Genomic DNA, 23,274 nt, shown 5'->3' with positions numbered 1-23,274 from the left:
GGCACAGCATCCTGACGGATAGGGGCCGGACATTCCCGGACAGCGGCATGGAGGAAGAGATGAGGAGCAGAATAATAGGGACAGGAAGCTGCCTTCCGGCAGCACGGGTAACAAATGACTGGCTTTCCACCAAAATGGATACATCGGATGAATGGATAACCAGCCGTACCGGAATCCGGGAAAGAAGGATTGCCAGAGAGGAAACCACCACGGACATGGCGGAGCAGGCAGCCAGACTGGCAATGGAGGAAGCGGGGATCGCTCCGGAGGATCTGGATTTGATTCTGGCGGCGACGATTACGGCAGATCATGTGACCCCGTCGGCAGCCTGTGAACTGCAGGCCCGTCTTGGCGCCACAAAGGCTATGGCCTTTGATATCAATGCGGCCTGCTCCGGCTTCCTGTTTGCCCTGGAGACGGCGGATGCCTTCCTGGGTACGGGACGGTTTCAGAATGCCCTTGTCCTGGGAGCGGAAACGCTGTCCCGGATCATGGACTGGACGGACAGAAGCACCTGTGTGCTGTTTGGGGACGGCGCCGGCGCGGCCGTGATACGAAAAGAGGATGTGGGGATCCTCAGCTTTGATCAGGGCTGCGACGGAAGCAGGGGAAACGCTCTTGTGTGCCGCAACAGGGAGAACAATAACCTCCTGGTGCAGTCGGATACCCGTCCGGACTATGTGCATATGGACGGACAGGAGGTATATAAGTTCGCGGTGACCACCGTCCCGGCCTCCATACGCAAGGCTTTGGAAAAGGCAGATCTGCAGGCGGAGGATATCAAATACTTTTTCCTGCACCAGGCTAATCTGCGGATTATCCAGTCTGTTTCCAAAAGGCTGCATATTTCTGTGGATAAGTTCCCTGTAAGTCTGGATCATTGTGGAAACATTTCCGCTGCCAGTGTGCCGATTCTTCTGGACGAGTGTAACCGGAAGGGATGGCTGGAAAGAGGGGATAAGATCGTACTCTGCGGTTTCGGCGCCGGGCTGTCCTGGGGGACTGCCGTGATGGAGTGGTAGTATATTTATAAAACAGGGATAAAGGAAGCGTTCAGGGGAGGGTGAAAATCACGGATTTTTGCCCTCCCTTGTCTGTACCCCTGCAAAAACAGGCAGTACAGAGTAAAAGTGAAAAAAACCTTTTCCACATCCTCTCTTTATTTTGTGAAAAATACCGCTTGTGTTTCGAAATAAATATGTTAATATAAATTGTGATTAATGTATAATTATGCGTAAGTATCCAACAGGACGGCGCACCCGGCCGTAAGAAAGTGGTTCAGGAGTGTCAGAATCCATCGCCGAAGGCGATTCAGGATGGATTTTGGCAACAACTGTGAAGGGATAGAACAGTTATAATTATACAATATATTCAGAACAGCGCATCAGGGTGCACCGCACTTTGGCGCAAGGAGGAGAGTATGATGAAAAAAATTTTGGCAACAGCTTTGGCTGTATGTATGACGGTTTCTCTCGCGGCCTGTTCAAACTCCGCACAGGGGACCCAGGGAAGCGAACCCGCTGCGGCAGGCACAGAGGCAGCAGGCACAGAGGCAGCTTCCGATTCCGCCGCAGCGGCAGAATCCACCGAGGCACAGGAACCCGCCGCGGAAGGGAAGGTAACCGGCATTGATGATCTTCCCGGAAAAACAATCGGTGTTCAGCTTGGAACCACCGGGGATATTTATGCATCCGATTATGAAGAACAAGGTTCTACTATCGAGCGTTTCAATAAAGGGAATGATGCGGTACAGGCACTTCTTCAGGGAAAGGTTGACTGTGTGATTATTGACGAGCAGCCTGCAAAAGCATTCGTTGCCAATACCACAGGCCTGAAGATTCTGGAAGAGCCTTTTGCGGAAGAGGATTATGCGATCTGTATTTCCAAGGATAATGCTGACCTCACCGCAAAAATCAACGAAGCGCTGGCACAGCTGAAGGAAGACGGGACGCTGGATAATATTGTTAAGAATTATATCGGGGATGACACAAAGGGACAGTTCCCTTATGAATCTCCTGCAGACGTGGATCGTTCCAACGGAACATTGGTGATGGCAACCAATGCTTATTTTGAGCCTTATGAATATTACCAGGGAGACAAGGTAGTTGGTATTGATGCGGATATGGCACAGGCCGTTTGCGATGTACTCGGCTATGAACTGAAAATTGAGGACATGGAATTCGATTCCATCATCAATGCTATCCAGTCCGGCAAAGCGGATCTGGGTGTGGCGGGCATCACCGTTACCGAGGATCGCCAGCAGAGTGTTGATTTTACCGATTCCTATGCTTCCTCCAAGCAGGTTATTATCATTAAAGAGTAATAGATGCGGACTTATCTGAACTGTTACACAGAATGTGTTATGTACAAGCGGACCCATGAATTCCATGGGCCCGTTTGTTGCGCGTCAGCCAGACATTATCAGATCGCCTGACAGTGCCTGGCTGATGCACAAAACAGACAAAGGAGAAATGGTGGAGGGTATTTACATGCAGGATTTTATGGATCAGTTTTATCTGAACTTCATTAAGGACAACCGGTGGAAATATTTGACCGACGGTCTGAAAACCACGCTGCTTATCACCTTTTTTGCGGTGATACTCGGCCTGGTGCTGGGCTTTCTGGTGGCAATTGTCCGTTCCAGCGCGGTAAAAAGCGGGATAAAGAAGCCGGCTAAAATCAAAGAAAAGGGTGTGTATATCAGAAAGCTGCTGGGCTATTACCTGTTTAAACTGGTGGATTTTATCTGTCAGTTATACCTGACGGTAATCCGGGGTACCCCTACTATGATTCAGCTTTTGATTATGTATTATGTTATTTTCGGCAGTGTTTCCATCGACAAACGGGTGGTTGCCATTCTGGCTTTCGGAATTAATTCCGGCGCCTATGTGGCGGAAATCGTGCGTTCCGGTATCATGGCGATCGATATCGGCCAGTTTGAAGCGGGAAGAAGCCTTGGCTTCGGCTATCCGGCTACCATGTGGCATATCATACTGCCCCAGGCACTGAAAAATGTGCTCCCTGCGTTGGGAAATGAAATTATTGTGCTGTTAAAAGAAACTTCAATCAGCGGATATATCGCCCTGACCGATCTGACCCATGGCGGTAATGTTATCCGCAGCCAGACTTATTCCGCCTTTATGCCTCTGATTGCCGTGGCATTGATTTACCTGGCGATTGTATCCCTGCTGGCAGCAGGTGTTTCCAGACTGGAGAGGAGGTTACGGACGAATGAACGCTGACGGACAGCTTTTATTTGAAATCAGGAATCTTTGCAAATCCTTCGGGGATATCGAGGTTCTTAAAAACATCAACACCACAATATCCCAGGGGGAGGTTGTGGTTATAGTAGGACCCTCAGGTTCCGGGAAGTCCACCTTCCTTCGTTCCCTGAATCTGCTGGAGGAACCTACCGGGGGGCAGATCCTTTTTGAAGGAAAGGATATCACGGATCCCAAAGCCAATATCAACCTGTACAGGCAGCATATCGGTATGGTGTTCCAGCATTTTAACCTGTTTCCCCATAAAACCATACTGCAGAATATGACTCTCGCTCCCATCCAGCTTCTGAAGCGTTCCAGGAAAGAGGCGGAGGAGGAGGCAATGAAGCTTCTGGAGAGAGTGGGATTGCCGGAAAAGGCAAATGCTTATCCTTCCCAGCTTTCCGGCGGGCAGAAGCAGCGTATTGCTATTGTGCGTTCCCTTTGCATGCACCCGGATGTGATGCTTTTTGACGAGCCTACGAGCGCCCTGGATCCGGAGATGGTAGGAGAGGTTCTGGGTGTTATGTCGGATTTGGCAAGGGACGGTATGACCATGGTGATTGTTACCCACGAGATGGGTTTTGCAAAGGAAGTGGGAAGCAGGGTCCTCTTTATGGACGACGGGATCATTAAAGAGGAAAGCGCACCCCGGGAATTTTTTGATAACCCAAGGAATCCAAGGCTTCAGGAGTTCCTATCCAAGGTATTATAAAAGCCGGCGGATTGCGTATACGGACAGCAGTAATGGTTCTTTTCCGGAAGAAATAAAATATAATGGTATAAAAAAGGACTTTTTTATGCTGAATTATATTTGGGCGGTTATGATTGCCATAGGGGTTATTTACGGCGCGCTGACCGGCAACATCGAAGCGGTTGCCAACGGGGCTCTGGACAGTGCGGGAGAAGCGGTACAGCTATGTATCACAATGACGGGTATTATGGCGCTTTGGGTTGGGCTGATGGAAATTGCTAAAAATTCCGGTCTGATTGCATCGATGACCAAAGGGATCCAACCGTTTATCTCCTTCCTTTTTCCACGTATTCCTAAAAACCATGCGGCAAGGGAATACATATCCACAAATATTATCGCCAATATACTGGGGCTGGGCTGGGCATGTACACCGGCAGGGCTTAAGGCAATGGAGGAGCTGCAGAAGCTGAACGAAGAAGAATGCAGGAGGACGGGGAACTCACCTGCTGCGGCGAGCAATGAGATGTGTACGTTTTTGATTCTAAATATTTCTTCTTTGCAGTTAATACCGGTATCCATTATTGCATACCGAAGCCAGTACGGCAGTGTCAATCCCACTGCCGTGATTGTACCGGGCATTATTGCCACACTGTCGTCCACGTTGGTGGCGGTGGTAATTTGTAAAATCATGGATGCGAAGCGGAGGGCGTAAGGCCTTCCGCTTTTGCCGATTGAAAGGATAGTAACAGCACCGTTTTTAAGATAGCAATGTGTTGAGAAAGAGGAGAAGAAGATTGAATTAGAGAAGGCTATACAAAATATTACTTGCAGGTCCAGGACAGCCCGGAAGTGGATGGGGGAACTGGTGGATCCGCTTGACGAAGCCGATGACAGGAAGAAGAAAAAAGCCGTTTTACAGTACTTTGGTTCTTAGACCGGGCGGCAGCGCATATATTGTTTAGAAAATACTGCCGAGGTATCCTTTCTTATGATGAATGCGCTGGCGAACCTATCCAATATCATAATTCCTGCCCTGATATTTTATATCGTGGCTTATGGAGTGATTCATCATACCAATGTTTATGAGGATTTTATCAAAGGGGCGGAAGATGGTTTTCATACCGTTATCAAGATTATGCCCACTCTGATTGGTCTGATGATGGCGGTAGGGATATTGCGTGCATCCGGATTCCTTGAGTTTTTTGGCGGGGTAATTGGAAAGATAACGGAACCGGCCGGGCTTCCGGCGCCTATTGTGCCTCTTATTTTTATTAAGCTTTTCTCTTCCTCTGCGGCTACGGGTCTGGTGCTTGATATTTTTAAGAATTATGGGACGGATTCCTATATCGGGATGATGACATCCATTTTAATGAGTTGTACGGAAACCTGTTTTTATACCATGAGTGTTTACTTTATGGCAGCGAAGGTGACTAAGACCCGGTATACATTAGCCGGTGCACTGACGGCAACCGCGGTGGGGGTTGTGGCAAGTGTGCTGTTGGCGGGGATATTTGGAGGATAAAGCTTTTCCGATGCCGGTACGGGCTTTGCGCCGGGGACACTGAGAGGATGGTATAGAATAATATGTAATAAAAAGGCATGTCCCGGTAGGACATGCCGATTTTTTTATGCCTTATTTTACAAATTTCTGGATATATCCCATGATAAATATAAATAATACAATTGCAGGCAGAATAAAGCTTACATATATGCGGGACCATTTGGGGAATTTGACACCCCGGCCGGCATCCGCTTCCGCGATGAAGTTTTTCCAGCCCCAGCCATAACGGCTGGTACAAAACAGCAGATATCCAAGGCTTCCCAACGGAAGCAGGTTATTGGAAACAATGAAGTCCTCCAAATCCTGGATGGTGGAACCGGCACCCAAAGGAGCGATTGCGCTCCAGATATTGAATCCGAATACACAGGGCAGGGAAAGAACAATAATCAGCACCAGGTTTACCGCAACGGCTTTCCCTCTTTTCCAGCTGAACAAGTCGATGGAAAAGCTGATGATATTTTCAAATACCGCTATGATTGTGGATAAAGCGGCAAAGCTCATAAATACAAAGAACAGGGTTCCGAAAATCCTGCCTCCGGCCATCTGGTTAAAGATATTGGGCAGAGTGACAAACACAAGCCCCGGGCCCTCTCCGGGATTCACCTGGAAGGCAAAACAGGCCGGGAAAATAATTAAACCGGCAAGCAGGGCCACCAGGGTATCTAAAACACAAATCCGTATGGATTCACCCGTAAGCGTATGATCCTTCGTGATATAGCTGCCGAAGATAGCCATGGCCCCGATTCCTAAGCTCAGGGTAAAGAAAGCCTGTCCCATGGCGGCGAATATGACATCAAACCATCCGTATTCCTTTATTTTGGTGAAGTCGGGAATCAGATAAAAAGCGGCTCCGTCCGCCGCTCCGGGCAGGGTTACGCTCCGGATGCAAAGGATGATCAGAATGACGAACAGGGATGCCATCATGAATTTTGTAATTCGTTCCACGCCCTTTTGAAGGCCGAGGCTGCAGACCAGGAAACTGATGATTACGGTGAAAATCATCCAGAAGGTCATGGATCCCGGCTGGGTAAGCATGTTATTAAATACACCGCCCACTTCATCGGGTGTCAGTCCGGTAAACTCGCCTTTTACCATTTTAACCACATAGGACAGCATCCAGCCCCCTACAGTGGTATAAAACATCATCAACAGGTAATTGCCGGCGATGGCGATATAGGATAGGAAATGCCATTTGGTACCGGCGGGTTCCAGGGCGTGAAAGCTTCTGGCCGCTGATTTCTGACTGCTGCGGCCTACGGAAAATTCCATTACCATAATAGGAAGGCCGAGTATAACAAGAAACACCAGGTAAATCAGGACAAATGCTGCCCCGCCGTATTTGCCGGTAATATAAGGAAAACGCCATACATTGCCAAGTCCTACGGCACAGCCGGCTGAAATCAGAATAAATCCCAGTCGGGATGAGAATTTCTCTCTTTTTTCCATGATAAAGTTCCCCCTCAAATTTAGTATATACGATATCAGCATATAAAAGAAAGTGGGGGAAGTCAATAGGAAAATTGGGAGGTAAGACACGGGTGTTAACCTGCTTGTGAAACGATTTTTGTTATGGTATGATGGAATAATCTCAATAATAGGGCGGATCTGCCCTTGCATGTAAAAGAGGTACTCTATGAGAAGTATAGGAAAAAAGGGGTTCACATTGGTGGAAATCATTGTCGTCATGGTGGTGGTGGGGATTCTGGCGGCAATTACGGTCCCTTCGTTGGGAAAGTATATTGATAATGGCAAAAAAAGAGATTGCGATATTAACAGGAAGGCCCTGCTGGCCCGTTTGGAGTCGGACAGAGCTTTAGCTCCCGGAGTGACGATGGCTAAGGTGCTGGCGGAAAATACGGATATCAGTTGTCCCTCGGGCGGGGTGTATCGTGCGTCGGATGATAATACGGTGGAATGTAGTGTGCATGGGAAGGATAGTGCCCTTTCGGCAGTTGATGAGGGTGTGGGCGGTGAGCTTGTGGAAATTTCGGAGGTGGAGTCTGAACTGCCTGGGGATGAGACAGAGAAGCCTGAATCTTCAACGGAAACAGTAGAGATGACGTCTTCTGTTGCTCCGGAAGTCCCTTCGAATATGATTAATGATGGAAGTTTCATAATAGATGGTATTGAATTTTACTATCAAGTAAATTTAGAGGATGAAAAAGATAATGTTCAGGTAAATAAATATAACATTTATAAATTATCAAATGGTAAATTTGCTTATGCACAAACAAATGGATCCTTAAATAATACGCAGGGAGAGAATGCTTGGTTGATGCAGGAAATACCGACTGACAAGCAAAATGGAAAGAGAGAAAAAATATATAATTTTGAAGAAATCATTGAAACTGATGGAGGAGGAACTGTCCATACTACAGAAAAAATATCTGTCGGAATGGTATTTCTATATAACGGAGAGTATTTTATGCGAGTGGATTCCGGGGTAGATAAAGGAGTATGGATTGGGTATCCGGGAGAAAGCAATAATATGCATAATTGGGTAAAATTATATCCTGTGAAGTAGCTGATGGTTTAATCACTATAAATATAGATTAACTAAGGATTAAAAATGAAATCGGATAAAGAAAGTTTATGTAAACAATTAAAACAAATGAATACCTCCGGCTTTACCCTGGTAGAGGTCATCGTCACCCTGGTCATCCTGACAATCCTTCTCACCGGTGCAGTAATGGGTATCGCCTCCTGGAACCGCAATTCTATATATAAAAAGAACAATGAATACGCGCAGACGCTGTTTATCGCTGCGCAGGCGGCGCTTGCCCAGGAAGCGGCAGCCGGCAATACACAGGAATTGCTTGCATATGTGGAAAACGGCGGTGCAGGTTCCGGGCTGGTCCGGGATTATGACGCTTCCAGAACCCTTTACTATCTGGATATCAGGGCGGATGAAAAAGATAACCTGGAAGGGAACCGCCTTTATCAGCTTTTATGTAATTATGTCTATGACCAGAAAATATTTGAAGCAGCAATCCGGCTGGAATTCGATCCGGGGGAGGGCGCGGTTTATTCCCTGAGCTATTCGGATCGGGTTACTTCTTTTAATTATTCGGAGGATGACGGATCGGACGGCGTGACAATGGGGATAAATTCCCGTATCCGTGAAGACGAAGGACTTCGTAAAAAACAACTGCTGGGATATTATGATACGGTGCTTTCCGAACAGGCCCCTTTAGAAAGCTATGGTAAGCCTTCTTTCCAGAAAGCGTCTCTGGATAACGAAGAAATGCTTGTCCTCCGTCTGAAACTGTCCCCAAAATATGAACGGTTTATGCTGAAATATAATTATGGCTTCGAAGTATATGATGCCGCACATAAAAAACGGCTTTCTTTTTATATCAAGGGAAGTGATCTGGGAGATAATGACAATAATACGGCGACCACCCATACCGCTATGGTTAAGGTGGCAAAATTCAATGAAAACGGGGATGAGGAAATTCCTGAGGAATATCCGCTTCAGATAACCGTTAACCAAAGCAAAGAAATCTGTATTGTACTGGATGCGGTGGATTTGCAGGCTTCGGAAATATTGGATGAAAAATATGCGAATACGGTGGAGGGAAAGGAAAGCTACCAGACCCTTCTGGATTCCGGTTTTTATGTAAATACTACCGGTATTCTCCGTTTTATGGGAGCGGATGATGCGTCCTTTGGAATCCCTTTTGATACGGAAAGCATCTATGTCCAGGCCTGCGCGGGCGTGGATCTTCATAATGCAAACACCAAAACCACCAACACGGGACAAAACCCGTTTATGGGGAAAAAGAAGGAATCCGCCAATAAGAACATAACATATGAAATACAGAATGCCCGTCATTTATATAATATGCGCTATACCGAAATTTTTCATGGGCTTGCCGGCTCTCCCGGCAGCGGGGAGCAGACAAAGGTAAGCTACAGCCAGACGGCAGATATCGGCTGGGGCGGAACGGACGGCCTCGTGGGCCGTTACCAGCTTTATGATACTTCACGGCCGCAGGGAGAATGGCAGGTTAATCCGGAGGCGCCGTACAGTACCCAGCTAAGCAATGCGGACGGAATGCCGTTCCCGTCAACCCCTGTCTTACATAAAAACAGCAGTTATTCTGCCGGAAAGGGTATTTTACCGGGAAATTATCAAATCCGCGGTCTGACTTTGTATGAAGAAAAAACGGCAAAGGTATCCGATTATAAACAGGTAAAAAATTATGCACTGGGCCTTTTCCGATGGAATGAGGGTCAGATTTCCAATGTGGATTTTTACGATGTGAAAGTGGAAGGACAGAATTATGTAGGCACGGTCTGCGGAGTCAACCTGGGATCCATATCCCGCATTGCCGTAAAACGGAGCGAAGAGATGTCGGCCATGACGCAGAACGAACTGGCAGAAGCGAGCTATGTCAATGGATTGCAGTTCGTGGGAGGAATTACAGGAGGGGATCTTTTTCTGCTGGATACGGACAAAGTAGATGAGACATATCTTACAACGGACGGCAGAGGCCAGCAGCTGAAGGGTTATATACAGCTGCATAACGAGGTTCCGGTTACCGGGAATTCTTATGTGGGCGGCATTATTGGGGCATCCTGTTTTGGAAACGACAAGCTGACCGCTGCCGGCAGCGTGATTCAGGAATGTACAAATAAAGGGTCTGTCACCGGTTATCTGGGCAAGAAGAAAACGTCTGTTTATCTGGGAGGAATTGTGGGCTATTCGTATGGGGCTAGCCTGAGGAACTGTGAAAGTACACTGGGGAACAAAGATTTTTATGCGATGGAAACCAGTGATTTTGCAGGAGAAGATGACTTTGTCGGCGATTATATGGGGGGAATTGTCGGATATGGTACGGCAGGAAGTACCCTGGAAAATTGCACGACCAAAGGAGGAACCCTGAAAGGCCATAAATATGTAGGCGGTATTGCCGGCTATCTGGAATATGACGCAAGCATGGGAAATATGATTCTGGATGGTAAAGGCGCAGAAAATAAAACGGATATTATTGCCTATGAATATGCAGGAGGTATTCTTGGGGCAAATGCTTCCCTGGATAACAGCCGGGAACCATTGGAAAGCTATGAGGAAGCCAGAATCGTCCAAAACTGGACGAATAAAGGGATTGTGGTTTCTTTTGTGGGATATGCGGGCGGAATAACCGGTTTTAATACAGGAAAGCTGGTGGATTGTACCAGTACGAAAGATCTTACGGTTGCAGATGGGGAAACACAAATAGCGGCGATCCGGAATTGGATCAATTACGATACGGAAGGATGCACCGGAGGTCTGGCCGGTTATAACAATGGTTTGGTGAAGGCGGCTTCTGGAAAAACAAACGGGGATATTGTTGTAGGCACCAACTATGTCGGCGGCCTGATTGGCTATAACGATGCGGATGGTGTCCTGGATCTGAGCAAATATAACAGGAAAGGCGGTTATGTGGACGGTGATGCCTTTGTGGGCGGTCTGATCGGATGCAATGTATCGGATACCGTTTTTTCCGGGACAGAGGAAGCGTCTGCGGATAAGCTGCTTCAGGCGGAACCGGATTGTGTATCGGGTTTATGGTATGTGGGAGGTCTGATAGGAGGGAATTTGGCCGCTATGGATAATGCGGAAGGCCAGGACTGGTATCTCCAGTGCCGGACCGGAAACCAGATGGGAAAAGTAACGGCCATACATAATGGAAATTCCAAAATAGTGGGCGGAATAGCAGGAGGATATATCGGCTACAACCGTATTTTATATGTACCGGGAGATTCCGCCCAGAGGCGGGAACGTATCCGGAAGGAAGCGGAAGTCCTGGCTGATATTGCAGGTACTTATGGAAAAGATCTGACAGGTGCGGTAAAAGCTGTCCTCCAATGGGAAAAGGATACCGGGAATCTTTCGGGAGCCGGTAAACTGTATCTTGTAGATACCACAGGCGATGCCGGCGAGACGACGGCAAATACCGGGAAGGGAACCCATAGCAATGGCGTGGGGGAAGTCAGCGGCGGTGTAATGATCGGGGGTATTATCGGATATAATGCCCGGGATACCCATCTGGAACTGCGCGGCCTGGTGAACCGGGCTTCGGTGTATTCGGAAGGAAATATTTCTTCTACCGACTTCACATCTTTAAACAGCCGGAATGCAGCCGGCCTGACACAGGCTGTACTCGCCTATGATGAAAAGGGTACCCCTTATATCCGCAGCGATGGAGATCCGGTCAATTATTCCTATACCGGCGGAATCATCGGTATGGCGCAAAACAAGGTGACCATTGATAACTGTATCAATGAAGGTGCTGTGACTGCTCAGGCTCTGGGGACTACTTATTACGGAAATCTGACAGAAGTGAATGCCGGTACGGTTATCCGTTGCCAGGTAAAATTGCCGGATACATCCCAGGGACTCTATGCCGGCGGTATTACAGGGAAGAATACCGCAGAAGGAAAAATTATGGACTGTACGGTATCCGGGATTGTAACCGGCAGCCGGATGGCAGGAGGTCTGGCGGCTGAAAACTTTGGCCAAATCAGTACTTCCACCGGTGATCACCCCTTTTCTCTGACAATGAAAGGAAGCGTGAGGACAGAGAATGGCTGTACAGGCGGAATCGCCGGTTTTAATGCCGGCACTGTCAGCGGGGCCGATGCCGATGTGGAGATATCCGGAAATGTGTACCGGGCTGGCGGTATTGCCGGTGTCAACAGAGGAAGCATAGATGCGGGAGAAGCGGAAGGGGAGATTCTTATATCCTCCGGTTCCGGCGCTGTTGGCGGTATTTCGGGAGAAAACCAGGGAAATATAACGAATTGTACGTTTTCCGGGAATGTACAGGCAGCAGGGACGGACTTTACGGGAGCCGGTGGAATTGTGGGACTGGTTTCCGGGGAATCCGTCATAACCGGCTGTGAAAATAACGGTATCATAACAGGGGATCATAATACGGCAGGTATTATCGGCATCGTGGACCAGACGGATGGCCGGATTACCCTACAAGTGGAAAATTGCGTAAATCATGGGACAGTATCCGGGAAGCATGCGGCCGGCGTGGCAGGCAGGATCTCAGGGATTGCCAACGGAACCCTTTTAATCCGCAATTGTGTGAATACGGCTGATCTTGATGGAAATGCATCTGTTACAGGCGGAATTATCGGCGTATTGGACGGGAAAGCAAACGGGGGAGAGATTTCCGTAAATGACTGCCGGAATTACGGAGAGCCGGTAAACCAAAAGGATACCATGCATGGCATTCTGGGTGAAACAGCAGAAGAGGAACAAGGGACCTTTGAAGCGGACAAGTATTTGAAGATATCGGAATGCATCAATGTGTCGGATTTAAAAAATCCGGTGGCTTCCGATTCCCTGCGTCCTGCCGCTTTCGATAATAACTATTATTTTACGCAGCCTGCTTCCTTTGACGGAAATACCATGGCGGTTACCCTGTATCCCGATTCCGGGACAACGGCTGACAATGCGGCAAACATTGCGGATAATGATAACCGGACCAGGGCAGTACTCAAAAAAAGCGCAGATGCAAGTGTAAAGCTTACCTTTAAGGATAAGGACGGAAAAGATACCGCTATTAACACGGAATATCTGCGTATTTCCTGGTTCCGGGAACAGGACAGCGAAAGGACGGTTCAATTTACCCTTACCGTAGCTTATGAAGGCGGAGAAACTGTAGATCTCAAACCGGCTGACGGAAGCGATTTTTGGAAGGGAAAAGCCGGGGGAAACAAAGACGCGGGAGCATCCTTGGAGGATTGCGAAAGGGTATCCCTGAAGGATTCGCAGGGATGGCGGAATGAAAAAGTGGAATCCATTACGATCCATCTAAACGGATATGAGGAAGCGGCGTTTCAGGCCCTGAATTATTACTCCATATGGGATATCTATGTGGATAACACGCAAATGCCTCCGGAAGAAGCGCAGAAAAGAGGGATTGCAGAACCCCTGTATGTAAAGAAAAACCCGAATGCGGACAGCTGGAATGCCTATAGGAAGAGCAGGTTCGACAATGTGCCTTTCATCCGGGATATGTCTGAAAATCCGTGTACCTGGAGCGAAACCGGCAAAGAATTATATCTGCGGATTGATGATCAGCTCCATTGGAAAAACAGAGTCAGGGAAAAACTGAACCCGCCGCAGGGATTGCAGGTGAAGCTGGAAAACAGCGAGTATCATATATCCTGGGATTCTAGGGACGAAGCCTATGGGTATGAAGTAAAGGCGGTTTTGTATACCGAAATGAAGGAAAGCAGTAAGGTGGAAGGCAAAGGAAGCAGTGCATACATCCCTACTGGGACAAACACAGTTATCACCCCTTCTATGGACTGGGCCGGATTGTATCTGCGGATCTCCGTCAGGGCCAAGAGTATTTTCGGGGAAGAATATGACTCGGATGAGGTATATTATGCGGATGAAAATAACAATACCTATATAAAAGTACAGCCTATGCTGCCTGCACCGGAAATCTATCTGGAAAAACAGGACAGTGCGGCGGATACCTGGTTTCTGCATTTGGAAAATGCACAGGCCTACAAAGCAGGGACCGGATTTGCCGGTTGCAGACTGGTTATTACCCTCCAGACAGGTGATATCGGGGAGGAAAAAGCAAGCTTTTCAAGCAAGGATTTCCAGGTGAAAAACGGCGAAGTGGTTATGGAAATCAAGGATATCCAATTTGGCGGGGAGGAAAAGTCGCAGATAGGATTCCAAATGTTTCCGGAGGAAGAAAGTAAATACTTAAAATCTCCCGTAGTTACCATGGAGCAATGGATGTTAACCGGGGAGTATCTGAAAGACCAGGTAGCGGAAATCAGCCTGGATGGGGGAACGCCTTATTTGACCGGAACCTCTCCGGATACCCTGGGTTATGATACGCTTTTTAAGAGTTCGACGGAAGGACGCAGTACCCTGTATCGGACGGAACTGGTTATGTTCGATCCCCAGCTCGGTGCAGAAGTCGCTGCAGGAAGCAGCGATACGGTTTCCGGAAGGGCCAGGGAAGAAATAACATCGGGCAGTATTTCAGACGTGAACCTGTTACTGGCAGAGTACCAGGCAGAAGGCCTGTGTCCGGAAATGGATAACATCAAGGTCAGGACATATGCCTATGCATCAGGAAACACATTGACAGGGACAGACGGAAATACGGCGGAAACACCCGCCTGTTACCTGGGAAGCAGGAAACCATTGAATGAACAGCCCCTTACAGCGAAGCAGTTGGTTTCAAATGGGACCTATCTTACCAAGGATGGAACTTTTACTTTGATGGATAGGAGTGGAAATGCAAAAAACAAAAACAAATATAAGGTTAACAGTGGCTATGTAATAGAACGTGTCGGTGCCCGCAGTGACGGAGAGCCATTATATAATGTGTATACCAGATTTTATCTGAAGGATCCGGCTGCTTCGCCGAAGCAATATGCGGAACAAACCATTAAGTTAAATGACTTAAAACAGCCTGCTCCGGTTATTTCGGAGGAATACGAACAAAACGGTGATACAACAACCTTCCGCTGGGACGGCGGACAAAGAGACGGCGGTGCCGGATATCAGGTAAAACTGATGGGCATCCGGGAAGATAACAGTGAGGTTTGTCTGGAAAGCCTGAAGGAAACAGAACAGACAAGCCTTACCATAACCGGATCCGGCTGGGAGGATAATTATAAGACCATGCGGCTGGAGGTTACCAGGCTGGGTATTCAGAAGGAGATAACGGATTCTTTTGGCGGGACAAGGCAGGTAGTTGATAAACTGTACAGTAAATCCGTAAGGGAAAATGACAGGAAGCTTCCCGTGATTACCTGGGGAACCGTACAGCTTACGTCACAGGACGAACTGAATTACGATATTTACTGGAACCGTATATTAGACGAACCGCAGCGCAGCTATCTGAAGGAATACAGGCTGTATGCCCAGGTTTCCTGCGGGGAGGCTGAAAAGAAAGAGACGCAGGAGCTGGAGGAGAAGCTGAAAAAGGCTTATGGAGATGCTTCCGTGGAGATGCTGAAGGATGTTTCAGGAAAGCTTACAGGCTTTAAAGTATCTCTTTCCGTAAGAAAAAAAGCAGCCGGACCTTATGAACCAGGGTATAATAAAAATTATAGTGAAAACAAAGAAGAAAACTTTAGCCTGGAACCCTTCAGCGGCTGGGAAGTGGAACTGTATGTCATTGCGGCAGCAATGGATGGAAATGAAGGATTCCGCGATTCCGCAGAAGGCCCGCATTACAGGGTGAAGATACCGGAGCGCCTGGAATTGCCCGCAGGTATAATGACGGATCTGAAAGATGAAAACGGCGGAAAGATTACCGGCGGATCCGAATATCCAGAGGACGCTTTTGATAAGCTTTCCATGAAATATGTCCTTCAAGGCAGTGGACTTTCCGGTGAGTATAAACTGGAAGCTGCCGTTTATGCTGAAAGCTATGAAGGAAATGATTTTATTAGGAAAGACGGAACCATAAATCCCGATTTCCTGGATGAAAACGGGGCAATAACCGTCCAGCCGCTGGCTCCGAATACGGATCAGCCGTGTGTTGTAGTATCACAGGCATTATCGGACACGGTTACATTTGCATTACATAAAGACAATTTAACAGGCTGGAGTACAGAACTTGCCGGGAAATATCTGGTTACCCGGTACAGGGCTGCGCAGGAGGAAAGCATCAGTTCCGTATGGTCCGGTTATCAGATTGTGCAGCTTCCGAAAGTGAAACCGGATGTTGTTTCATTAGTGAGAGAAGATACGGAAGAGAATATCGGAGTGCATTCTGTTTTCCGGGAAACATTCTTGTGGGACTGGAAATATGAGGAAGGAACCTGCCTCGTTGCAATCAAAGATTTATCAGGGAACAGCCATACTATTTCCATCGATTTTGCAGAAGGAAATATCCCTGTGGTTAAAACAGATAATACAGAGATAACCATGCAAAAGAAACAGGATAATGTCTATGAAGGAAACCTGGATTCGATTACTTTCGAAACTGCATGGCCGTGGGAGAATTCTGTGTCAAAGCATTCGGCCAGACTCAGGATTGTTAATAACGGAAAGGATGGAGTTAATACATTCAGGTGCAGCCTTATCCTGCCGGATATCAGCAAAGTCTATGGTACGAAGGCAGGGGAGGAATTCCAATATCTGTTTACTTCAGCGATTTCGGTACAACAAACCTTCGGGGCAGACAGTGCCCGTGCGAATTCAGACACCGTGTTCTTTGTTCGTACAGGGGAGCAGGATAAACCGGAATCACTGTCATGGGAAAAGGGGGAAACCGACAAAACGTTGGATGAAATTCTAGGATCATGGAATAGCGGTGAACTTGGCGGTAAACCAATATTTACAGTACAAGACGGCAAAGTTCCGGTAATACTTCGTAAAGACGATACTACGACAGCTTTTGTCAATGGAAAAAACACCTTATCGGGTAACAGCCTGCCTGCTAAAGAAAAAACGGATTCTGTATCGGACAACTCAATCGAGACTGAAACCGGCATGGAGGAAGAACAGGAATCCGTGTCCCATACAAGCACAGGAACGGCTCCGGAAAAAGAAACGGAAACCGGCACCGAAACCGACACTGGCATCGAAACCGGCACCGAAACGGAAGCATCTACAGAAAGCCATACGGCGCCTGAAAGCGAGTCAGAGTCCCAGAACCGGACAGAGTATGAAAGTCAGACAGAGTCCCAGAGTTATACGGAGTCCCAGAGTCATATGGAATCCCGGAGCCATACGGATCCTGAAGGCCGTATGGAGTACGATCACAAGACAGAGCCCCGGGGGGAAGAACCGAAACCGCAGATATATACACAAACTGCGGCTCACCCCGGCTCCTATGCCGGCAACGGAAACGGGCCGGCAGACGGAATAAAGAAGGAGGAGCCGGGCCATGTGGGATAAGAAAAGAAAGAGGAATGCCGGGAGCAAACGGATAAATAAAAAGGGAGATGCCATGATTGTTGTGGTTTGCCTTATGTTTCTTTTCACGGCGCTTTCCCTTGCCCTCCTTCTGTCCGTATCCGCAGTAACCGGATCCCTGAAGAAAAATGCCGCCCTTACCCGCTGCCGCATTGCTGTGGAAAGCTTCAGCGAAATGATGGCAAAGGATTTGACGGATACCACCCGGGTTACTCAATTCCAGGAAGATGTCAAAGCTTTGCTTCTCAGTGACACCGCTTTTGATTTCTGCTGGTATACAGGGAAGGAAGGCATGGCATGGGAATTCCAGCCCCAGTTTGATAATGGAAAAGCGGTAAAAGATACCATACGCGGATATGATATTACTATAAAGGTTTATTATGGTAATGAAACCGGTTTGGATGCGGATGAATGGAATAAGAGGAAAGAGGAGTCAGAGGAAGCATTAAAATATGGCGATCTGTTTCTTTATACGACAGTTACCTGCAGCAAAGGAAATGACAGCTACCACATCCGGCAAAAATATAAGCTTCTTGTTATAAAGGAGGAGGCTGCAAAATGGATATTTGTAAAATCATAATAAAATACAAAAAAGCGGTAGAGGATACAAAGGGTACCTCTATTGTATCTGTAGTAGTAGCTTTTTCTATCCTTATGCTGGGTATTCTGATGATGACCACCTCCACAACAGTTTCCCTGAAACTGATCAATGAATCCGGGGCAAAAAGGAAGGTAATTGAGAATGCCGTGGAGGAATATTATATAACAGGGGAGAAAGGGATCCTGGTATCCCAGAACTATACGCTTGTTCCCATAAAAGGAAGCGGTATGGAATTACGGATAAACAATTCCCGGGGATATGCCAAAACATATACGGAAGACGGTATCAGCTACGAGTATTACTATTTTGATAAGGACTGAAGAAAATGAGGATTTGGAAAAAACTGCGGAATAAAAAAGGCTATACGCTCATAGAACTGATAGTTACCTTCGTCCTCATCGGAATCTTTATGGTATCCGCTACTGCTGTCATGTCTTCTTTCATGCATGTATTTGCAAGGGTGAAAAGTATTTCCACAGCCCAGAATGTAGCGGATATCCTTTTGACAAAGGCCACAGGAGAACTTGCAGACGGACAGGGCGGGATATTTGTTCCTCTGGGAGAAAGCGCAGCGGATGAAGAAAAAAAATATGCCTTGTATATCCGGCAGCATTTGGATCCTGACGGCAGCAGGCATGACAGCGCGGTGTTCCTGAATGAAGAAGGCATACAAGTGTCTGTGGGGATGCTGGGGGATATACTGCCCGAAACGGAGCGAGCCGGTTTGGACGAGAGCGGGATTATGGACCAGATGCTTCTTCTGCGCTATTGCACAAAGGCAGTGGATCCCGAAACAGGTTCAACAGCTGCAGATAGTATAGAGTACACCAACTGGTACTATGGAAAGCCGTCATACATGGGAACCCAATTGACAGAGCTGAAAATAGAAAAGGTAAAAGAGGATAAAAATTTAATCCGCATTACAGTTACTTTGGAAAATTCCAAAACACATTACAGCCCTCAAACAATAAGCCGGGTAGTGAAGTGCCGCAATATGGATGCCAGTGACATTAATGTTGTTATAAATTGATTATTCACGAACTACAGAGTATTAATTATGTTAATTAGAGTGCTAAATTTATAAAAAATTAATAATATTTCGTATATTTGTAGAAAAAAACAGGAAATGTTGACAAGTAATGTCGAAAAGCTTATATTAATGATACTAGGATTCTTATATGTAATGACCGGTATATTAAAGAAAACAGCAGGATAGAACCAATTACTGATACCTTCATTAATAATATGAGAATATCCACAGTACGGAAACTTATTGGCAACGGGTTTGGAAAATCCATAGATTAGGAGCGAAGGAGGCAGAAAACAGGGAACGGATATGGGATATCCGTAAAAACTGCCTTAAGAGGATTGTATGCAATATGCCAGATATATTGTGATAAAGGCATGGGAATACAGATCCTGCAGGTAGACAGGTTTTGAGTATTACATAAAATTTTGAAGAAAAGAAGGGTATGATTATGAAGTTGATGGAAAGATTGAAAAAAGATAAAAAGGGATTTACCCTGGTGGAAATGATTGTTGTTATTGTTATTATTGGTATTTTGCTGGCGATATTAGTCCCTGGTATGTTTAAGTATATCCAGAAAGCAAAGGATAAGCAGATTTTGGTGGATGCGAGAACTGCATATTTGGATGTTCAGATGGCGGCACAGGAAGCATATGGTGCGAATGGAATTACTGGATCAGATGTGGCAACTGAATTTAAAACAATAAAAGATTTTGAAGGAGAAAGAACAGTGACAGTGACGAATGGTACTAAAAATGTAACTGTCACAGTTAATGTTCCTGAGAATGGGAAACTTACTGTTACTGATGTAGATGATAAAACTGGAAAAGTTAAATCTATGACATATACACGTGGGGATAGAGAAGTTAAAATGGTAAATGAGGTATGGGAAGAAGTGGAACCGGTTGGTGGAAAAACTGACTAATCCATAATAATTCTAAGTTTGTATTGTAATCTTCTCTCATTATCATTTTTTTAAGTGGGGTTAATTATGGAAGATAATATTAGACCCAATAATAAGGGCTTCACTTTAGTCGAAATGATAGTTACTATAGTTATACTAGGCATTCTATTAGCTATACTTATACCAGGCATGTTTAGATATATTGAAAAAGCTAAAGATAAACAACTCCTTGTAAATGCAACAAGTACATATAAAGCGTTACAAGCAGAGTTACTTTTGGAGTATAGTAAGCCTGATGCTAATTTGGAAATTATAGTAATGACCTATGAGAGAAAAATGGGCTGGACGAATGATGATATTTCAGATATTCCGGTAGGTGCCAAGGCTATTATGGTTTTGAGCGGTAATAAAGATGTAGATACGGTTTTCGAAGAACAGGGTTTCGGAAACTTTATAAATCCAAAAACTGGTGAAATAGAAGCAATGTTATATATAGAAAACGGCAAATATGTGACATATACAAAATATACCGGTTGGGGAGAAGCTAAGGATTTTAATGGCGTAATAATTGAGTAGGATTAATTAAAAAGATGGGTAAAATTAGAAATGCGTTGACTCATAGTTTTGTTAGATATTTTATATATGCTATTAGTATATTATTTGTAATAATAATGGTGCTGATTCCAGCCGTTAACTACTATGAAATACACACCCGTTCCCGATTAATCCTCATGGACACCAAAAACATCCAGCTGGCCATGCGTCTCCTGTCGATTCAATACTATGGTCAGGATCGCAATATCTATCAGCCCGGCGAGCCTTACGGTATGGCTGAGGATACCATTAAAGAAATCAAGCAGCTTTCCGGTGCAGAAGGTGAGATAACACTGGTATATTGGAATACCTCAAAAGGGCTGCCGGGGAAATTTTTCTATCAGACAGATTCCTTTTTAGCTGTTTATGAGTACGATGACAAAAGAGATGAGCCGGAATGGAATATCTATCGGCTAAAAGAGGTAATGGCTCTGGGTAAGGAATAGGCAATAAAAAGTATTCCTTATCATAAATAAAGAAACAAGACAGTTTTCTGCCCGGATATCATTATGATACCGGGCAGGAAGTTTATTCCTGCGAGCGACGAGCCAAATAGCCATGCTGGCATGGATATTTGGCTACTGCCGCGAGGGTCAAATACCCCGCTGCTCTGTAGCGCTACAAGTTTGATACCCCGTTGCTTGCAGCGGGGTCTTTGATTTGGGAAAATAATTGCAGATACATAGGGGATACATCCGGTTTGTCGGGAAATATGTGTTGTCTCTTTACTGCGGATAATCTATAATAGGCAAAGAGATGGTTTGTTTGACAGACCGGAAATGCGGGGGCTTGGAATGCTGCTTACAGGACGTGTTTTTATGTACATACTGGTATTTGTGGCGGGGGCCTGCTTTTTTTATCTTTTAACCGGGATAATTTATCTGGTATCCCGGAACGTGGGATTTTCGGAAGGGTACAGAGCTTTTTTTAGAAATGGATTTCAGTTCCGTTATGCAGGAAGTGGTATTCTGGGAGGAATAATGGCTTTAGCCGCGGCAAGATATTTTCAGAGTCCGATGTCTGTGATAACAGTTATCTTGTTTTGCGGCCTCCTGTTTGTAGTGGGAGGCGTGGACTGGATTACCATGGAAATTCCTGATTTATTTGTGGCGGCGGCTTTTGTATTAGGTATTCTGTCTGTATTTACGATACCGGAAACGAGTGTGTTTTCCAGGTTTATTGGTATATTTGTGGTGAGTGTACCGCTGCTGCTGCTTACTTTGGCAGTACCGGGTGCTTTTGGAGGCGGGGATATTAAGTTAATGGCTGGCTGCGGGCTATTTCTTGGAGTGAAGCTGTGTCTGCTTTCTTTGGCGTTTGCAGTTTTAACAGGCGGTCTGTACGGAATCTGGCTTTTGGCAGTACGGAAAAAGAGCGGCAAGGAGCACTTTGCTTTCGGGCCATTTTTATGTGTGGGCATGGCCGCGGCTTTGTTTGGGGGAGAATGGGTATTAAACTGGTATCTGGGATTTCTATACTGAAGAAAAAGGCACGAAAGGGAACAATATGCCTAAGTACAGTTATAAAGCTAAAGAGGATAACGGAAAAATTGTGACGGGGTTTTTGCAGGCAGCTGATGAAAACGATTTGCATCAAAAACTCCGGATTGAAAATAAATATCTGATAAGTGCCAAGCGGGAAGAAGAAACAAAAAGACTGCGCAGGATTAAAGCGAAATATCTGTCTGACTTTTGCAGGCAGATAGGAACGCTTTCTTCTTCCGGAGTGTCCCTTGTAAGGGCGCTTAATATGGTAGCTCAGGATGAGACAAATAAAATAAATGAGAAAACGGTATATGAAAATCTACTGCGGCAGGTGAGACAGGGGACAGCACTTTCAGATGCTATGGAGGAACAGGGGGATGCCTTTCCCGAACTTTTGATTAATATGTTCCGTTCGGCTGAAACGGCAGGTAATCTGGATGTGACTGCTATGCGTATGGCGGATTTTTACGACAGGCAGTTTCGTATGAACACCAAAATCAGTAATTCCACTCTGTATCCGAAGATTCTCAGCGGGATTATTGTAGTGGTTGTGATTTTTATGCTGGGTTATATCCTCCCTCAATTTCAGGACCTTTTTGATCAGATGGAAGAATTGCCTATACCTACAAAGATATTATTTTTTATGAGTGACGGAGTAAAGGATCATTGGCTTATTTTGTTAATTATTCTTGCTTTTATGATTCCTGCAGTCATACTTATCTGTCATTTGCCGGCAGTAAAGCTTCAATTGGATAAATTGAGGATTAGGCTGCCTGTTTTCGGAAAGCTTTTAAAGATTATCTACACGGCCCGGTTTGCCAGAACTATCAGTTCTTTATATTCATCCGGTATTCCTATTGTTCAGGCTCTTCAAATCGGCAGAAAGACAATAGGTAACACTTATATAGACAGCCAGTTTGATACGGCGGTTGCCAAAGTGCGGACGGGAGGGAACTTGTCGGATGCATTGGACGGGATAGACGGGTTTACAAAAAAGCTTACTTCTGCTGTAAAGGTAGGGGAAGAGACGGGAAGCCTTGATACGATGCTGAATTCCATTGCTGATTCGATGGAATATGAGTCAAATATGGCTATAGACAAAATGGTGGCTTCACTGGAACCGGTGCTGATTGTAGTAATGGCGATTATAGTAGGGTTTATTATGGTTTCGGTACTGATGCCTATTTATGGTTCTTATGATGCAATAAGTAATTCCGGGTATTAACAGAAAGGACAGAGCTTGC

17 protein-coding genes are annotated in these 23,274 nt (G+C 46.0%); 16 read left to right on the top strand and 1 reads right to left on the bottom strand.

The features are described from left to right. The first annotated feature begins 59 nt into the window (after positions 1-59). The 6 genes from DXA36_RS23685 (at position 60) to DXA36_RS23660 (ending at position 5,476) form a co-directional block, all read left to right on the top strand. Positions 60-1,022 carry a beta-ketoacyl-ACP synthase III gene (locus tag DXA36_RS23685; RefSeq protein WP_118681905.1) on the top strand — a complete coding sequence of 321 codons (963 nt, stop codon included), beginning with the start codon at positions 60-62 and terminating at the stop codon, positions 1,020-1,022. A 398-nt stretch (positions 1,023-1,420) separates the two neighbouring features. Further along, positions 1,421-2,323, top strand: coding sequence for a transporter substrate-binding domain-containing protein (locus DXA36_RS23680; protein WP_243114727.1), 903 nt, complete (start codon positions 1,421-1,423; stop codon positions 2,321-2,323). A 166-nt stretch (positions 2,324-2,489) separates the two neighbouring features. Then, positions 2,490-3,242 (top strand): amino acid ABC transporter permease, encoded by a 753-nt coding sequence (locus DXA36_RS23675; protein WP_118681930.1) that lies wholly within the window; start codon positions 2,490-2,492, stop codon positions 3,240-3,242. After that, positions 3,232-3,975: an amino acid ABC transporter ATP-binding protein gene (locus DXA36_RS23670; RefSeq protein ID WP_118681903.1), complete on the top strand. Its 744-nt coding sequence runs from the start codon at positions 3,232-3,234 to the stop codon at positions 3,973-3,975. Before DXA36_RS23675 ends, DXA36_RS23670 begins: the two co-directional genes overlap by 11 nt. An 85-nt stretch (positions 3,976-4,060) precedes the next feature. Further along, positions 4,061-4,666 (top strand): nucleoside recognition protein, encoded by a 606-nt coding sequence (locus DXA36_RS23665; protein WP_118681929.1) that lies wholly within the window; start codon positions 4,061-4,063, stop codon positions 4,664-4,666. Positions 4,667-4,945: 279 nt separating this feature from the next. Then, positions 4,946-5,476, top strand: a complete 531-nt coding sequence (locus tag DXA36_RS23660; RefSeq protein ID WP_412250273.1) for a spore maturation protein — start codon at positions 4,946-4,948, stop codon at positions 5,474-5,476. Positions 5,477-5,587: 111 nt separating this feature from the next. On the opposite strand, the gene DXA36_RS23655 is transcribed toward DXA36_RS23660, so the two are convergent. After that, entirely contained in the window at positions 5,588-6,961 is a 1,374-nt protein-coding gene (locus DXA36_RS23655; RefSeq protein ID WP_118681901.1) for a sodium-dependent transporter, read from the bottom strand. 187 nt (positions 6,962-7,148) lie between these two features. Here DXA36_RS23655 and DXA36_RS23650 point away from each other — a divergent pair, with 187 nt between their 5' ends. From DXA36_RS23650 to DXA36_RS23605, 10 genes are all read left to right on the top strand, one after another. Next, on the top strand, positions 7,149-8,039 hold the full coding sequence (locus DXA36_RS23650) for a prepilin-type N-terminal cleavage/methylation domain-containing protein (RefSeq protein WP_118681900.1): 891 nt from the start codon (positions 7,149-7,151) through the stop codon (positions 8,037-8,039). A 45-nt stretch (positions 8,040-8,084) separates the two neighbouring features. Further along, positions 8,085-17,402, top strand: coding sequence for a GLUG motif-containing protein (locus DXA36_RS23645; RefSeq protein WP_118681899.1), 9,318 nt, complete (start codon positions 8,085-8,087; stop codon positions 17,400-17,402). Next, entirely contained in the window at positions 17,392-18,000 is a 609-nt protein-coding gene (locus tag DXA36_RS23640; RefSeq protein WP_118681898.1) for a hypothetical protein, read from the top strand. Before DXA36_RS23645 ends, DXA36_RS23640 begins: the two co-directional genes overlap by 11 nt. Further along, a complete protein-coding gene (locus DXA36_RS23635; RefSeq protein WP_118681897.1) occupies positions 17,979-18,341 on the top strand; it encodes a hypothetical protein in 363 nt (120 codons plus the stop codon). The genes DXA36_RS23640 and DXA36_RS23635 overlap by 22 nt, the downstream gene beginning before the upstream one ends. A 5-nt stretch (positions 18,342-18,346) precedes the next feature. Beyond that, on the top strand, positions 18,347-19,051 hold the full coding sequence (locus DXA36_RS23630) for a type II secretion system protein (protein WP_118681896.1): 705 nt from the start codon (positions 18,347-18,349) through the stop codon (positions 19,049-19,051). Between the two features lie 448 nt (positions 19,052-19,499). Next, positions 19,500-19,973, top strand: coding sequence for a type IV pilin protein (locus tag DXA36_RS23625; protein WP_182479237.1), 474 nt, complete (start codon positions 19,500-19,502; stop codon positions 19,971-19,973). 66 nt (positions 19,974-20,039) lie between these two features. After that, on the top strand, positions 20,040-20,528 hold the full coding sequence (locus DXA36_RS23620) for a prepilin-type N-terminal cleavage/methylation domain-containing protein (RefSeq protein ID WP_118681894.1): 489 nt from the start codon (positions 20,040-20,042) through the stop codon (positions 20,526-20,528). Positions 20,529-20,542: 14 nt separating this feature from the next. After that, entirely contained in the window at positions 20,543-20,992 is a 450-nt protein-coding gene (locus DXA36_RS23615) for a hypothetical protein (RefSeq protein ID WP_118681893.1), read from the top strand. 315 nt (positions 20,993-21,307) lie between these two features. Next, positions 21,308-22,027, top strand: a complete 720-nt coding sequence (locus tag DXA36_RS23610; RefSeq protein WP_147366641.1) for a prepilin peptidase — start codon at positions 21,308-21,310, stop codon at positions 22,025-22,027. A 25-nt stretch (positions 22,028-22,052) separates the two neighbouring features. After that, positions 22,053-23,255 (top strand): type II secretion system F family protein, encoded by a 1,203-nt coding sequence (locus DXA36_RS23605; protein WP_118681891.1) that lies wholly within the window; start codon positions 22,053-22,055, stop codon positions 23,253-23,255. Positions 23,256-23,274 lie beyond the last annotated feature (19 nt).

Source organism: Eisenbergiella sp. OF01-20 (assembly GCF_003478085.1).
Taxonomy (GTDB): Bacteria; Bacillota; Clostridia; order Lachnospirales; family Lachnospiraceae; genus Eisenbergiella.
Note: the sequence above shows the minus strand (reverse complement) of the source record. Positions and strands in the feature narration are given on the sequence as shown.

Coding starts and splice junctions, on each gene's coding strand:
- DXA36_RS23670 (WP_118681903.1), top strand. CDS start 3,232: ATGAACGCTGACGGACAGCTTTTATTTGAAATCAGGAATCTTTGCAAA.
- DXA36_RS23640 (WP_118681898.1), top strand. CDS start 17,392: ATGTGGGATAAGAAAAGAAAGAGGAATGCCGGGAGCAAACGGATAAAT.
- DXA36_RS23680 (WP_243114727.1), top strand. CDS start 1,421: ATGATGAAAAAAATTTTGGCAACAGCTTTGGCTGTATGTATGACGGTT.
- DXA36_RS23685 (WP_118681905.1), top strand. CDS start 60: ATGAGGAGCAGAATAATAGGGACAGGAAGCTGCCTTCCGGCAGCACGG.
- DXA36_RS23630 (WP_118681896.1), top strand. CDS start 18,347: ATGAGGATTTGGAAAAAACTGCGGAATAAAAAAGGCTATACGCTCATA.
- DXA36_RS23655 (WP_118681901.1), bottom strand. CDS start 6,961: ATGGAAAAAAGAGAGAAATTCTCATCCCGACTGGGATTTATTCTGATT.
- DXA36_RS23605 (WP_118681891.1), top strand. CDS start 22,053: ATGCCTAAGTACAGTTATAAAGCTAAAGAGGATAACGGAAAAATTGTG.
- DXA36_RS23665 (WP_118681929.1), top strand. CDS start 4,061: ATGCTGAATTATATTTGGGCGGTTATGATTGCCATAGGGGTTATTTAC.
- DXA36_RS23675 (WP_118681930.1), top strand. CDS start 2,490: ATGCAGGATTTTATGGATCAGTTTTATCTGAACTTCATTAAGGACAAC.
- DXA36_RS23620 (WP_118681894.1), top strand. CDS start 20,040: ATGGAAGATAATATTAGACCCAATAATAAGGGCTTCACTTTAGTCGAA.
- DXA36_RS23615 (WP_118681893.1), top strand. CDS start 20,543: ATGGGTAAAATTAGAAATGCGTTGACTCATAGTTTTGTTAGATATTTT.
- DXA36_RS23650 (WP_118681900.1), top strand. CDS start 7,149: ATGAGAAGTATAGGAAAAAAGGGGTTCACATTGGTGGAAATCATTGTC.
- DXA36_RS23645 (WP_118681899.1), top strand. CDS start 8,085: ATGAAATCGGATAAAGAAAGTTTATGTAAACAATTAAAACAAATGAAT.
- DXA36_RS23660 (WP_412250273.1), top strand. CDS start 4,946: ATGAATGCGCTGGCGAACCTATCCAATATCATAATTCCTGCCCTGATA.
- DXA36_RS23625 (WP_182479237.1), top strand. CDS start 19,500: ATGAAGTTGATGGAAAGATTGAAAAAAGATAAAAAGGGATTTACCCTG.
- DXA36_RS23635 (WP_118681897.1), top strand. CDS start 17,979: ATGGATATTTGTAAAATCATAATAAAATACAAAAAAGCGGTAGAGGAT.